The organism is Actinomadura sp. WMMB 499, from assembly GCF_008824145.1.
Lineage (GTDB): Bacteria > Actinomycetota > Actinomycetes > Streptosporangiales > Streptosporangiaceae > Spirillospora.
The window spans coordinates 4,416,540-4,430,322 of record NZ_CP044407.1 but is presented as its reverse complement, the minus strand read 5'-3'; the positions used below and the strand labels follow the sequence as shown (position 1 = coordinate 4,430,322).

Here is a 13,783-nt window from a genome sequence, read left to right as displayed (position 1 = left end):
ACGCCGACGGGAAGGGCTTCCAGTACGCCTGACGCTCAGTCGGAGTAGTGGGCGGCGATCGCGGCCGCGCGGTCGCGCAGGACGGTGCGCAACCACTGCGGCTCCAGCGCCTCCGCCCCCGTGGCGAGCCGCCACAGCGCCCACTCCGCGTGCCAGGCGTCCTGGAAGGTCACCTCCAGCCGCGACCAGCCGCCTTCGTCGGCCTCCTCGCCGAGAACCGCCAGCACGGTCCCCACCAGCTCGTCCCGCCTCGCCGGGGCCACCCGCACCCGCACGGCGACCTGGTCGCCGCCGGTCCGGAACCGCGTGCTGCGCTCCTGCCACGCCCGGCCCAGATCGACTCGCTCCGGACGCCGCGCGGGTTCGGCGAGCTCCTCGGCGGCCGAGATCCGGGACAGCCGGTAGGTGCGGTCCGCGCCGGACCTCGCCGCCAGCAGGTACCCCTGGCCGCGCGCGGTGACCAGGCCGACCGGGTCCACCGTGCGCCACCGCGGCTCCTCGTCCCTGGCCGCGTAGCGGATGCGCAGCCGGTGCCCGGCGAACACCGCCCGCCGGACCTCGGACACCACGGCGTCCGGCACCTCCTCCGCGGCCGTCCGCCGCGACAGGAGGTCGATCTCGGGGTCGACGAGCAACCGCCGGGCCGCGCCGGCCGCCGTTTCCCGATGGCCCTCCGGCAGCGCGTCGACGACCTTGAGCATGGCCGACGCGAGCGCCGAGCCGAGGCCGAACACCTGCGCGCCCCGCCGCGATCCCGCGACCACCAGGGCGAGCGCCTCGTCGTGGTTCAGCCCGGTGAGCTCGGTCCGGAAACCGGGCAGCAACGCGAAACCACCGTGCCGTCCCCGCTCGGCGTAGACCGGGACGCCCGCCGCGGACAGCGCCTCGATGTCGCGCAGCACCGTCCGCGTCGACACCTCCAGCTCCCGCGCGAGGGCGGTCGCGGACAGCCGGCCGTGCCGCCGCAGCAGCAGCACCAGCGAGACCAACCGGTCGGCGCGCATCCGGGAACCGTACCGAATACACGACAGAGGGTGTCGTGATTCGTTGAAAGGCTCATAGCCCGACAGAACGAACGGAGCCGACTATGCAGCGAACAGCGATCAACCCGTGGACGTGGTCGACGGACCTCGGCTACCACCAGGGCGAGCTCGTCTCCGGACACACCGGCACCCTGTACTGCTCCGGGCAGACCGCGATGGACGCCGACGGCAAGCCCCGGCACCCCGGCGACATGGCGGCACAGCTGGCGCTGAGCCTCGACAACCTGGAAGCGGTCCTCGGCGAGGCCCGCATGTCCCTCGCGAACCTCGTCCGGCTCAACGTCTACACCACCGACGTCGACCGGCTCTTCGAGCACTACGGCGTCCTGGCGGCACGGCTGGGCGCCGCCGGCGCGGCACCGCCCACCACGATGCTCGGGGTCACCCGGCTGGCGATCCCCGACCTGATGGTCGAACTCGAGGGCACCGCCGTCGCGTGACGCGTCCCGCCGCCTCCGGCACGACCGCCGGAGGCGGCACCCCGATCGCCGGACCTCACTTGGATTCGAGTCGTCCCATCGGGTCGCCGGCTTGGACGGCGGCCCAGGTGGAGCTCTCGACGCCGAGGACATGGCGCAGGTAGGCGAGGGTGACCCGCTGGACGAGGGCGACGCGCGCGGGGTTCTCGTCCGTGGTCTCGGCGGCGTCGTAGCCGGAGATGCCGCCGAGGAGGTGCTCGCCCCCGAAGAGGGTGAGCAGGCTCTTCTCGCCGGGACTGAGGGTGTAGGGCTCGGTGGTCCACTCCGGTCCCTTGGTGGTCATCGGGAGGTCGTCCTTGTCCCCGGCGACCACGAGGGCCGGCGCGGTGAGGTGGGAGAAGTCCACGTCCCGGAGCCACGGGAGGTTCTCCGCGGCGTAGGGCGTCAACCGGTCACCGCCCGCCCCGGCCGTGGCCAGCAGCACGCCCGCCGTGACGCGCGGGTCGGACAGGTCCTCCGCGGCCCCGGTCTCCGGGTCGGTGACGCGCAGGCCCAGCAGGATCGCGGCGGTTCCGCCGCCGAACGAGTGCCCGGCCGCGGCGACGCGCCCGCGGTCCGGGCGTCCGGCCAGGCCGGGGACGGCCGCCTCCAGCACGTCGAGTTCGTCGAGGACGCGCTTCATGTCGGCGACGCGGATCCGCCACGTCCGGGGCCTGCGGGGGTCGTCCGCGTCGAGGTTCAGCCGCCGGGAATCCAGGTGGGTGGCCTGGATCACCACGAAGCCGTGGGCGGCCCAGTGATCGACCAGGGGCGCGTACCCGTCGAGGTTCGAGCCGAACCCGTGCGCGAACAGGACGATCGGCAGGTCGCGCCCGGTGACCGGGGCGGACACCCGCACGTGCAGGTCGTCCCCGCGCTCGGGGGCGGGGAGCACGATCGGCTTGACCGAGACGATCGGGGAGGCGGCGAGGCCGCTCTCGGATGTGGTCATGGGAGTCTCCAACTTTCAGGCGGGCGGTGAGGAACGGGGCGATCGGCCCCGCACCGGAGTACGCTAAAACCTGACATTGGTGTCAGAGGCAAGCGTGCGTGCCGCACGTCACGGAGGGGCGAATGCGCATCGGGGAACTCGCCGCCGGCACGGGCGTCAGCGTCCGATCCCTGCGGTACTACGAGCAGCAGAACCTGCTCGCCGCCGAACGCAGCCCCAGCGGTCAGCGCCACTATCCCGACAGCGCGGTCGACCGGGTCCGGCTGATCCAGCAGCTGTTCGCCGCCGGCCTGTCCAGCAGGACCATCGTCGAACTCATCCCGTGCGTCGTCGACGGCCGCGCCACGCCCGAACTGCTCGTCCGGCTCGCCGCCCACCGCGACCGCATCGACAGGCAGATCGCCGACCTGACCGACACCCGCGACCGGCTCGAGGCCGTCATCACCGGTGCCGGCCACAACATGCTCACCGGCCGGTCCTGCCGCGCCGAGGACGGCGCCTGAGGCCACCTCCACCCGGTCCCAGGCCGTTGCCGCGGAGCGGCCCGCGCGGGTCGTCCGTCACTCGGCCAGGAGGGCCGGGAGCGGGCCCGCCGGGCCGCCGCCGACTACGCGGGCCGTGATCGCCGGCGTCGGCATCGACGCCGACGAGGCGCTCCGGATCGTCCAGGCGGCGCTGACGTCCGGACCGACGGCACCGACCTGACCGCCTCGACGCGGACGCGGTTCCGCCTCCGTCTCGGACGGCTACGTCCGCTCGGCCAGGAAGGGCAGCACGACCTCCCCCATCTCGTCGGGCACCTCCTCGGCGAGGTCGTGTCCGGCGTCGAAGACGTGGCCGGTGACGTCATGGGCGAACAGCCGCATCTGGGTCTCGTTCCGGTCGCCGATGAAGGCCGAGCCGCCCAGCGCCAGCACGGGGATGTCCAGCTTCTTCTGTGCCGCCTGCCGATTCTGCTCGGCATCGACGAGCATCGCCCGGTAGATCGCCAGCATCGAGCGGACACCTCCGGGCATGGAGTAGCAGCGCACGTACTCTTCGATCGCGTCGGAGGTGGCGGTGTCCGGGCGGCTGCGCTCGTTCTTGATCATGTAGGTGATCAGTTCGCGTTCGTGTCCGGCGATGAGCATCTCGGGTACGTCCGGCTGGAAGTAGAAGCCCAGGTGCCACAGGTGCATGCCGCTCGAGACGTTCTCGGGGGTGAGCGCCGTATGGTCTTCGAAGCCGAACCCGGGGAACAGGGCCTCCACGAAGACCAGGGCGTTGACGTGGTCGCGGTGCCGGGCGGCGAGCTGGTAGCCGATCACGGCGCCCCAGTCCTCTCCGATCACGCTGTAGGTGTCGTGCCCGAGGCGGGTCATCAGCTCGGCGATGTCGTCGCTCATCGTCGCGGAGTCGTAGCCGTCCGCGGGATGCGCGGAGTCACCGAGACCGCGGAGGTCGGGCGCGACGACGGTGTAATGGGGCGTCAGCTTCGGAATGAGGTGCCGCCAGTGGTAGCCGGTCTTCGGCACGCCGTGCAGGAGGACCACCGCCCGGCCGGATCCGGCCGTCCGGTAGTGCAGGCTCGTTCCGTTGACGGCGGCACGGCCCGTGCGAACGGGCTCTCCCCGATGGTCGAAGATCATTTCTTCTCCAGCTTCATGGTGTGTTCTCGTCGTGCGGCTGTGGCCGCAGCGCGTTCCGGTATCGATGCCGGCTCGGCGAGCTATCTGGATCGTTCGTTACAGATAGCGGCCACGAAAAATCAGTCGAGGGCGATCAGAGCGACCTCCACGAGAGGTTCGAGGGCGCGGCCGTCCGGAGTGATCTTCGAGGAGACCAGAAGCCCGTTGAGGAACGTGATCAGAAAGGCGGCGAGGGTGTGCGGGGCATGCCGCGTCGAGATCTCACCGCGTTCCGCCGCCGCGCTCAGCAGATCGGCGAGGGCTTCCTGGTTGGCGTCCAGCACGTCTCGGACGATGCGGCGGGTGGGCTGGTCCTCCGGCAGGCGTTCGGTGGCCGCATTGACCAGGAGGCAGCCCCGGCCGCCGTGTTCGACGGCGATCCGGATCCGCTCGACCAGCAGGGCGCGGACGGCCGAGCGGGCGTCCGCGCCCTCGTCGAGGGTGCGCAGGGCGGCCTCCGCGAAGGTGGAGCGGTAATGCTCCAGCGTGGCCCGGTACAGGCCGTCCTTGTCGCCGAACGCGGCATAGAGAGAACCCTGTCCGACCCCGAGATGCCGGGTCAGGTCGCGCACCGAGGTCGCCTCGTAGCCGTGCGTCCAGAACAACTCCATCGCACGGCTCACCGCCGCTTCGGTGTCGAACTCCCGGGTTCTCGCCATGCGCCCACTCTAGACGTATCTGGATCAGTTGTTCAAGAAAGCTGTGTCAGGCCGGCACCTCCGCTCGGCGCTCGTCCGGGTCGCCGCACGTCCGAGAGCTGGGAGAAGCTGGTCCGGCAGCTGTGCCCGCGCCTCAGCGGCGGGAGGTCGCGGGGCGCGGAGAAGGCGTCAGCAGCTCGGCCGGGCGGCCGCGCAGCGGCTCCCACCAGTCGCGGTTGGCGCGGTACCACTCGACCGTGGCGGCGAGTCCGGCCTCGAAGCCGAGGCGCGGCCGGTACCCGAGCTCGGCGGTGGCCTTCGTGCAGTCCAGCGAGTAGCGGCGGTCGTGGCCCTTGCGGTCCGCGGTCCACTCGATCGCCTCCGGTCCCTTCCCCAAGAGGCCGAGGATGGCGGCGGTGAGGTCCAGGTTCGTCAGCTCGTGGCGCCCGCCTATGTTGTAGATCTCGCCGGCCCGGCCGTGCTCCAGGACGAGCTGGATCCCGCGGCAGTTGTCGTCGACATGCAGCCAGTCGCGCACGTTCAGACCGTCCCCGTAGAGCGGCACCTTCCGGCCGAGCAGGAGGTTGGTGACGAAGAGGGGGATCACCTTCTCCGGATGCTGGTACGGGCCGTAGTTGTTCGAGGAGCGCGTGATGCGCACGTCCATCCCGTGGGTACGGGCGTAGGCCAGGCACAGCATGTCCGCCCCGGCCTTCGTCGCGGCGTAGGGGGAGTTCGGCCGTGCCGGGGCGGTCTCCGTCCAGGAGCCGCGTTCGATGGTGCCGTACACCTCGTCGGTCGAGACGTGCAGGAACGTGGCGATGCCATGCCGCAGCGCGGCGTCGAGCAGCACCTGCGTTCCCGCCACGTTGCTCATCACGAAGGGGAGGGCGACCTCGATGGAACGGTCGACATGGGACTCCGCGGCGAAGTGCACCACCGTGTCCTGGCCGCGCATCACCGTGTCCACCAGCGCGGCGTCGCAGACGTCGCCCCGGACGAACCGGACCCGCGGATCCGCGAGCACGGGCGCGAGCGTCGCGGTGCCGGCCGCGTAGGTCAGCTTGTCGAGCACGGTGATGCGCGCGGGCCTCTCGAACTCGGTCAGCAGGGCCCGCACGTACGCCGACCCGACGAATCCCGCGCCACCGGTCACCAGCACATGTCTCGTCATCGGAGTCCCGGAGGTCAGTCCTTGTTGAAGTTGACCGCGCCCTCGATCGGGGGCGGGCTGTCGGGGACGGTGGTCGGCTTCGGGACGCCCTTGAAGGTGAACTTCGCGTCCTCGCCGGTGCCCTCGGTGCCCACGATGACGATCTGGCCGGCCTTGAGCTCGTTGTAGAGGATCTTCTCCGACAGCTGGTCCTCGATCTCGCGCTGGATGGTCCGGCGCAGCGGCCGGGCGCCCAGCACGGGGTCGTAGCCGCGCTCGGCGAGCAGGTCCTTGGCCTCCTGGCGCAGCTCGATCCCCATGTCGCGGTCGCGGAGCCGCTCGTCCACCTTGGCGATCATCAGATCCACGATCTGGATGATCTCCTTCGGGGTGAGCTGGTGGAACACCACCGTGTCATCGACACGGTTGAGGAACTCGGGCCGGAAGTGCTGCTTGAGCTCTTCGGAGACCTTGGCCTTCATCCGCTCGTAGGAGCCCTGCTCGTCGTTCTGCCGGGCGAAGCCCATCGACACGCCCTTGGAGATGTCCTTGGACCCCAGGTTCGTCGTCATGATGATGACGGTGTTCTTGAAGTCCACCACACGCCCCTGCGCGTCGGTGAGGCGGCCGTCCTCCAGGATCTGCAGCAGGCTGTTGAAGATGTCCTGGTGGGCCTTCTCGATCTCATCGAACAGCACCACCGAGAACGGCTTGCGCCGCACCTTCTCCGTCAGCTGGCCGCCCTCCTCGTACCCGACGTAGCCGGGCGGCGAACCGAACAGCCGCGAGACCGTGTGCTTCTCCATGAACTCGGACATGTCGAGCTGGATCAGCGCGTCCTCGTCGCCGAACAGGAACTCCGCCAGAGTCTTGGACAGCTCGGTCTTACCGACACCCGACGGGCCGGCGAAGATGAACGAGCCGCCGGGACGCTTGGGGTCCTTCAGCCCGGCGCGGGTGCGGCGGATCGACTGCGAGAGCGCCTTGATGGCGTCCTCCTGCCCGATGACGCGCTTGTGGAGCTCGTCCTCCATGCGCAGCAGCCGCGAGGACTCCTCCTCGGTCAGCTTGAACACCGGAATACCGGTCGCGGTGGCCAGCACCTCGGCGATCAGCTCGTCGGTGACCTCGGCCACCACGTCCATGTCGCCGGCCTTCCACTCCTTCTCCCGCTGCGTCTTCTGCCCCAGCAGCTGCTTCTCCGAATCGCGCAGCGCCGCGGCCTTCTCGAAGTCCTGCGCGTCGATCGCCGACTCCTTGTCGCGGCGGACGTCGGCGATCTTCTCGTCGTACTCGCGCAGGTCCGGCGGCGCGGTCATCCGGCGGATCCGCATCCGGGAGCCGGCCTCGTCGATCAGATCGATCGCCTTGTCCGGCAGGAACCGGTCGCTGATGTAGCGGTCGGCGAGCTGCGCCGCCGACACCAGCGCGCCGTCGGTGATCGACACCCGGTGGTGCGCCTCGTACCGGTCCCGCAGGCCCTTGAGGATCTCGATGGTGTGCGCCAGCGACGGCTCGGCCACCTGGATCGGCTGGAACCGGCGCTCCAGCGCGGCGTCCTTCTCCAGGTGCTTGCGGTACTCGTCCAACGTGGTGGCGCCGATGGTCTGCAGCTCGCCGCGGGCCAGCATCGGCTTGAGGATGCTGGCGGCATCGATCGCGCCCTCGGCGGCGCCCGCACCCACCAGCGTGTGCAGCTCATCGATGAACAAGATGATGTCGCCCCGCGTGCGGATCTCCTTCAGGACCTTCTTCAGCCGCTCCTCGAAGTCACCGCGGTAGCGGGACCCGGCCACCAGCGCGCCGAGGTCGAGGGTGTACAGCTGCTTGTCCTTCAGCGTCTCGGGCACCTCGCCCTTGACGATCTTCTGCGAGAGGCCCTCCACGACGGCCGTCTTGCCGACACCCGGCTCGCCCACCAGCACCGGGTTGTTCTTGGTGCGGCGCGACAGCACCTGCATGACCCGCTCGATCTCGGAGTCCCGCCCGATGACCGGATCCAGCTTCCCCTCACGCGCCGCCTGCGTCAGGTTCCGGCCGAACTGGTCCAGCACCAGCGACGTGGAAGGAGCCGCCTCCGAAGGCCCGCCCGAAGCGGCCGGCTCCTTGCCCTGGTAACCGTGCAGCAACTGGATCACCTGCTGCCGCACCCGGTTCAGATCGGCGCCCAGCTTCACCAGGACCTGCGCCGCGACGCCCTCACCCTCGCGGATCAAGCCCAGCAGGATGTGCTCGGTACCGATGTAGTTGTGGCCCAGCTGCAACGCCTCACGCAGCGACAGCTCAAGGACCTTCTTGGCGCGCGGAGTGAACGGGATGTGCCCCGACGGCGCCTGCTGACCCTGGCCGATGATCTCCTCGACCTGCTGACGCACCGCCTCAAGACTGATCCCCAAGCTCTCCAGAGCCTTGGCGGCCACACCCTCACCCTCGTGAATCAGACCCAGGAGGATGTGCTCGGTGCCGATGTAGTTGTGGTTGAGCATCCTGGCCTCTTCCTGAGCCAGGACGACAACCCGCCGCGCGCGGTCGGTGAACCTCTCGAACATCTTCTCGCTCCCCACGAGACAGAGGGAGTTACTATCTGAATCTAAAGTCTCTACTGCAATGGCCGCCAACAAGAGGCAAGGGCGTCTGTTCGCTGTAGGCGAACAGAAGTTCGGACTCGGGCGGTGACGGGAGGAGCTCCGTGTCCCTGCAGAGGCATCCCATGGTCGACGCCCCCGCGGCCGCCGAACCCGAATATCCGAACTGGTCATCCGCCTTCGCCGGGCATCGCCCCGAGCGGCGGCCGCGCCCCGGCGCGCATCGCCGGGACAGCCGGTCCGTGATCGTCCGGCGCGAGTTCGCCGGGCCGGGCGGGCGGCTGGCGTTCGTGGGGGCCCTTGACCCAGCACTATAAAAATTTATAGTAAAGCTCCCATAGGTGACCTCGGGGCCGCGCGGCCGAGGGCGCCTCGGCACGACGATCTCAACAGACCCTGGAGGTGTCTGGCTTGAGCTCTCTCCGTGAGACCTACGAGTCCCTCAATCTCGAACCGAAGCCGATCCGGCCGCACATCCTGGCGGCGGCCACGGTCGTGTTCGGGGACGACTACTACGCCGGCCGGCGGGAGACCATCAACCTGTCCGGCTTCGTGCAGCTCAACAAGTGGCCCATGCCCGGGTTCGAGCACCGGGTGGACGAGAAGGGCCACGCCGAGCTGTCCCTCGAGCTGATCAGCGCGCCCGAGGTCGGCATCAAGGGCTACAGCTACGAGCTGGACGACAGGATCCAGGTCCTGTCCAACCCGTTCCTGCCCAACACCGGCCACGTGCGGCAGATCGTCCCCGGCAAGAACTTCCCCGCGGGGTTCTACATCCGCCGCTTCGGCATCCTGGAGACCAGCACCCTGCGGCTGGCCCACCGCAACGTCATCGACATCTACGGCGTGGTCGACGGGATCCCGCCCTACAAGAAGCCGCTCACGGGCCCCTACCTGGGCGCCCCGCGCGGCGACGGCCCGTTCGACGTCGTCCAGGCGCCGAACGTGGTGCGCGGCACCACCCTGCCCGAGGCCTGGTACCCGGCCGACGACGAGAACAACCCGGTCGGCATCACCCCGACGGTGTTCTTCGCGGCCAGCGCCGGTCCGTGCATGTCGATGCTGGTCGACCCCTCCATGATCATGCAGGTGTCGATGGAGGGCTCGGTGGACGTCGAGATCGACGGCCGCACCGAGACGATCGAGCTCGCGGGCGACTACCGCAAGGCCGCGGGCACCGAGATCCTGCTCTTCGGGCCGGAGAAGCACGACGGCGCCGGCGTCCTGGCGCAGATGTCGCGCGTCGCGATGGTCGGCACCAGCGAGGCGCTCGGCGGACGGGTCATGCTGCGGGCGAGCTGGCCGCGGGTGTCCGGCGGCACCCTCGGTGAGGGCTCCGAGGACAGCCTCAGCCGGGTCCGCTACCCCGCCGACCTGCACATCGACGCCGAGTTCGAGCTGGTCACGCCGCAGGGCAACCTGTACGCGGCCAGCCCGGTGCACATGGCCGGACGGCTGCAGGACCTCGAGCCCACCGGCACGGAGCTGGCCATGGGCGGCGCCGACGCCCCGCTGGTCGGCACCGAGGGCGGCGTCAAGGCGCGCCTGACCGGGGCCCGCCTGGTGATGCGCGACGCCCACGTCGGCGAGACGGCGGCGGTCAACATCTGAACCGCCGCAGGGCCACTTGACATGATCGACAGGGTCGGCTCTGATGGTTGAAAAACCTATAGTTCCTGCCCTGTCGATGTTCCTCCCGGGCGTCACCGCGGGACGCCCGGGAGGAACGCGGCGTGCGGCACGGGCGTCCAGGACAGGAGGACGGAGTGGACCAGCGGCGGCTGCTGATGCACCAGGCCATGCTCGCCGACCGGCCGCGCGTGATCGCCTATGACCGGGCGCTGGAGGGCGCGGTCCGCGGCGGCGTGGTGGCCGACGTCGGCGCGGGCACCCTGGCGCTGTCCCTGCTGGCGCTGCGGCACGGGGCCGAGCACGTGTACGCCATCGAGGCGGACCCCCAGACGGCCGCCGTCGCCGCGGCGGTCGCCGAGCGGAACGACCTCAAGGGACGGCTGACGATCGTCCAGGGGGACGCCCGGGAGGTCCGGCTGCCGCGCCAGGCCGACGTCGTCGTCTCGGAGATGATGGGCAACCTCGGTCCCGAGGAACAGATGATGGAGATACTCGGCGCGTTCACCCGCCGCAACCTCGCGCGCGGCGGCCGCGTCGTCCCGAAGCGGCTGCTCACGCACCTGGTGCCCATCGAGTTCGACCGCGAGGGCTGGGGGCTGTGGAGCGACGACTACTTCGGGTTCCGGCTCGACGCGGTGCAGGAGAGCGCGGCCCCGGAGGCGCAGCTCTGCTTCTTCCAGCGGCCGCCCAGGATGCTCGGCGCGCCGGTGACGCTGGCCGACCACCGGCCCGGCGGCGCCCGCCCGGTGCGGCGGACGCGGCGGTCCATGACGATCGACCGGCCGGGCCGGCTGCACGCCGTCGCCGGCTACTTCACCGCCGCCCTCACCGACGGGATCTCGCTGACGAACATGCCGTCCTATTCCGGCTGCAACTGGGCGGTGTGGGTCTGGCCGCTGCGGCACACGTCCGTTTCGGTGGGCGACGAGCTCCGCGTCGAGGTGCGCCCGCCCGACGACGTCCGCCAGGTGACGGACTGGCGGCTGGACTGCGCTCTCAGGAAGGGAAAATGACGATGCCGTTCGCGGCCGGCTCCGTGCGGGACATCCCCGTGCGCGCCTTCAAACTGTGCGGACTGACCTGGACGGGCCAGCACCTGTGGTTCTCCGAGGCCGTCTCCAACCAGATCATGGAGCTGGACCCCGGGACCGGCGAGGTGACGCGCCGCGTCCCCTGCCCCGGCGTCCGCACCGACCTGACCACCATCGACGGCCGGCTCGTCCAGGTGGCGGGCGACCACCGCGACCTGCGGGTGCTCCACCCGGAGACGGGCGACGTGCTGGCCGAGCGCCCCAACCCCCGCCCGCAGAACGTGCTGTGCGGCATGGAGGCGACCCATCACGGCCTGTGGCTCGGCTACGAGGACCTGCGCACCATCGATCTGCGCGACCCCGAGGACCTGCGGCTCATCGCCTCCTACCGGGTGAGCCGCCCGGTTGCGGGCATCACCGTGTCCGACGGGTTCGTCGCGTACGCCGACTACCGCGGCGCCTCCATCAACCTGCTGGACCTGCAGCGGGGCGCCGAGGTCGCGTCGGTGTCGGTGCACGGCAATCCGACCGGGATCGCCTGGGACGGCAGCCTCATCTGGTACTGCGACTACACGACCCTGCAACTGCGGGCCATCGAGATCCCGGGAATGTCGCGTGCCTGACGGGACGGCCCGCGTCCGGGCGCCGGCCCTGGCGGTCCGGGCCGTGCACGTGGCGGCCACGGTCGCGGCGATGGGCGCCCTGGCCGTGCCCGGCACGGTCCGGCACCGCCTGCGGGGCGGGCGGGAAGCGGCGCGGGCGCACCTCTACCGGCGCCTCACCGCCCTGCTCATGGCGCTCGGCCCGGCGTTCGTCAAGGCGGGCCAGGTGCTGGGCACGCGCCGGGACGTCCTGCCCGCCGGCCTGTGCGACGAGCTGTCGCGGCTGCAGGACTCGGTCGCGCCGGTGAGCCCCGCCGAGACCCGCCGCGCCCTGCGCGAGGTCTACGCCCGGGCCCCCTGCGCCGGTGGTGCGGACGGCGGGCCCGGCCGCGGCGCCCGCGATCCCGGACGGGCCGGCGCGCCGCCGTTCGCCGAGTTCGACGAGCGGGCGGTCGCCGCCGGCAGCGTCGCCTGCGTGCACGCCGCCGCCCTTCCGGGCGGCCGCAGGGTCGCGGTCAAGCTGCGGCGCCCCGGGATCGAGCGGGTGATGCGCGACGACCTCGCGCTGATCCGGGCCGGGGCGCGGGTTGCGGCGCGGGTGCCGCCGTTCCGCGGGATGCCGGTGACCGAGGTCGTGGACAACATGTGCGAGGCGGTCCTCGGTCAGCTCGACTTCACCCGGGAGGCGGCGAGCCTCTCCCGGCTGCGCGACACTCTGGCGCCCGTTCCGCGGGTGTGGGTGCCGCGGGTGCACCCCGACGCGTGCCGGCCGGCCTGCATCGTCATGGACTTCATCCCCGACCTGGACATCGGCACCGCCGCGGGATGCCCGCCGGCCATGCGCCGCAGGTTCGCCGAGTCCGCGCTGACCGCCGTCTACCAGATGCTGTTCGTCACCGGGTTCGTGCATTGCGACATGCACCCGGGCAACCTGTACTTCACCCGCGACGGCCAGGTCGTCGTGCTGGACGCGGGGTTCAGCGTGCAGTTGACCGACCGGCTGCGCCGCCTGTTCGCCGAGTTCTTCCTCAACATGGCGACCGGCCGGGGCCGCCGCTGCGCCGAGATCGTCGTCGAGAGTTCGGTGGGCGTCCGCCCGGACGCCGACCTGGAGGGCTTCCTCGTCCGCATGGCCGACCTGGTGGAGCGCAGCCACGGGCTGCCGGCCCGCGAGTTCAGCCTGATCGCGTTCGCCGCCGAGATGTTCGACCTGCAACGGCGCTTCGGGATCCACGCCGCCGCCGAGTTGATCTTCCCGCTGCTGTCGCTGCTGGTGATCGAGGGCGCCGTCCGCGACCTGGACCCCGGCATCGACTTCCAGGAGACCGCCAAGCCGGTGCTCAACCGCGGGCTGTTCGGCGCCCGCGCGGGGTGACCCCGTACCGGGAACAGGGGAGGAGACCCAGCCCATGACCACCGATCCGCTGAGCGAGCACAGCGTGTTCCGCGCCTTCCTCGGGGAGCCGCGCGGCGCCGCCGTCCTCGACCTGGGACGCACGGCGCCCGAGCTGGAACGCTGGGCGCTCGACGGCGGCGCCGCCTACACGGGCCTGGACCTCGCGGATCTGGAACGCTGGTCCGGAGTGGGGCTCGGCTCGTTCGACCTGGTGGTCTCCTGGATGGCGCTGCACCGGGTCCGCAACCTCGCCCGGCTCCTGGAGACCGCGCGCCACCACACGGCACGGGACGGGCGCCTCGTGCTGGCCGTCCCGCACCCCGTGGTCACGGCCGCCCCGCACGCGGCGCCGAACGGGACGCCGAACGGGGCGCCCGGCCCCGCGCCGGACGGAGCCGTGCGGCTGAGCGGCTACTTCGACGAGGGCGAGCGCACCTGGGACGGCGCGATGATCTGGCACCGCACGCTGGAGGGCTATCTGTACGAGCTGCGCGTCTGCGGGTTCGGCCTGGTCGAGCTCTCCGAGGGGCGGCGAATGCGCGGCGCCCCCGCCGGCGGCGCGGTCCCCGCGCCGCGCCAGGCGCTGTTCCGGTGCAGACGGGCCACCTTCTGATTCAGTTTCCTAT

The 13,783-nt window shown here is 71.0% G+C and carries 13 protein-coding genes; 7 read left to right on the top strand and 6 right to left on the bottom strand.

From position 1 onward, the window contains the following. Positions 1–35: 35 nt before the first annotated feature. Positions 36–1,004, bottom strand: a complete 969-nt coding sequence (locus tag F7P10_RS19430) for a YafY family protein (RefSeq protein WP_151010767.1) — start codon at positions 1,002–1,004, stop codon at positions 36–38. An 83-nt stretch (positions 1,005–1,087) separates the two neighbouring features. Between F7P10_RS19430 and F7P10_RS19425 the strand changes: the two genes are divergently transcribed. After that, a complete protein-coding gene (locus F7P10_RS19425; RefSeq protein WP_151010765.1) occupies positions 1,088–1,483 on the top strand; it encodes a RidA family protein in 396 nt (131 codons plus the stop codon). Between the two features lie 55 nt (positions 1,484–1,538). Here the strand turns inward: F7P10_RS19425 and F7P10_RS19420 are convergent, their stop codons facing one another. Beyond that, positions 1,539–2,453 carry an alpha/beta fold hydrolase gene (locus F7P10_RS19420; protein WP_151010763.1) on the bottom strand — a complete coding sequence of 305 codons (915 nt, stop codon included), beginning with the start codon at positions 2,451–2,453 and terminating at the stop codon, positions 1,539–1,541. Positions 2,454–2,575: 122 nt separating this feature from the next. On the opposite strand from F7P10_RS19420, the gene F7P10_RS19415 reads away from it, so the two are divergent. Beyond that, positions 2,576–2,956: a MerR family transcriptional regulator gene (locus F7P10_RS19415; protein ID WP_151010761.1), complete on the top strand. Its 381-nt coding sequence runs from the start codon at positions 2,576–2,578 to the stop codon at positions 2,954–2,956. A gap of 243 nt (positions 2,957–3,199) precedes the next feature. Here F7P10_RS19415 and F7P10_RS19410 read toward each other — a convergent pair whose 3' ends face one another. From F7P10_RS19410 to F7P10_RS19395, 4 genes are all read right to left on the bottom strand, one after another. Next, positions 3,200–4,081, bottom strand: a complete 882-nt coding sequence (locus tag F7P10_RS19410) for an alpha/beta fold hydrolase (protein ID WP_176611561.1) — start codon at positions 4,079–4,081, stop codon at positions 3,200–3,202. A 119-nt stretch (positions 4,082–4,200) separates the two neighbouring features. After that, a complete protein-coding gene (locus tag F7P10_RS19405; protein ID WP_151010759.1) occupies positions 4,201–4,779 on the bottom strand; it encodes a TetR/AcrR family transcriptional regulator in 579 nt (192 codons plus the stop codon). A 133-nt stretch (positions 4,780–4,912) separates the two neighbouring features. Then, complete coding sequence (gene rfbB, locus F7P10_RS19400) at positions 4,913–5,932, bottom strand: dTDP-glucose 4,6-dehydratase (RefSeq protein WP_151010757.1); 1,020 nt, start codon at positions 5,930–5,932, stop codon at positions 4,913–4,915. Between the two features lie 14 nt (positions 5,933–5,946). After that, entirely contained in the window at positions 5,947–8,460 is a 2,514-nt protein-coding gene (locus F7P10_RS19395) for an ATP-dependent Clp protease ATP-binding subunit (protein ID WP_151010755.1), read from the bottom strand. A gap of 447 nt (positions 8,461–8,907) precedes the next feature. Here F7P10_RS19395 and F7P10_RS19390 point away from each other — a divergent pair, with 447 nt between their 5' ends. The 5 genes from F7P10_RS19390 (at position 8,908) to F7P10_RS19370 (ending at position 13,770) form a co-directional block, all read left to right on the top strand. Continuing rightward, entirely contained in the window at positions 8,908–10,107 is a 1,200-nt protein-coding gene (locus F7P10_RS19390; RefSeq protein WP_151010753.1) for a DUF6004 family protein, read from the top strand. Between the two features lie 155 nt (positions 10,108–10,262). Continuing rightward, a complete protein-coding gene (locus tag F7P10_RS19385; RefSeq protein WP_151010751.1) occupies positions 10,263–11,141 on the top strand; it encodes a 50S ribosomal protein L11 methyltransferase in 879 nt (292 codons plus the stop codon). Continuing rightward, a complete protein-coding gene (locus tag F7P10_RS19380) occupies positions 11,138–11,782 on the top strand; it encodes a YncE family protein (protein WP_218040583.1) in 645 nt (214 codons plus the stop codon). The genes F7P10_RS19385 and F7P10_RS19380 overlap by 4 nt, the downstream gene beginning before the upstream one ends. Further along, a complete protein-coding gene (locus tag F7P10_RS19375; RefSeq protein ID WP_218040582.1) occupies positions 11,775–13,136 on the top strand; it encodes an AarF/ABC1/UbiB kinase family protein in 1,362 nt (453 codons plus the stop codon). The genes F7P10_RS19380 and F7P10_RS19375 overlap by 8 nt, the downstream gene beginning before the upstream one ends. 34 nt (positions 13,137–13,170) lie before the next feature. Continuing rightward, positions 13,171–13,770: a bifunctional 2-polyprenyl-6-hydroxyphenol methylase/3-demethylubiquinol 3-O-methyltransferase UbiG gene (locus F7P10_RS19370; RefSeq protein ID WP_151010749.1), complete on the top strand. Its 600-nt coding sequence runs from the start codon at positions 13,171–13,173 to the stop codon at positions 13,768–13,770. The last annotated feature ends 13 nt before the right edge of the window (positions 13,771–13,783 follow it).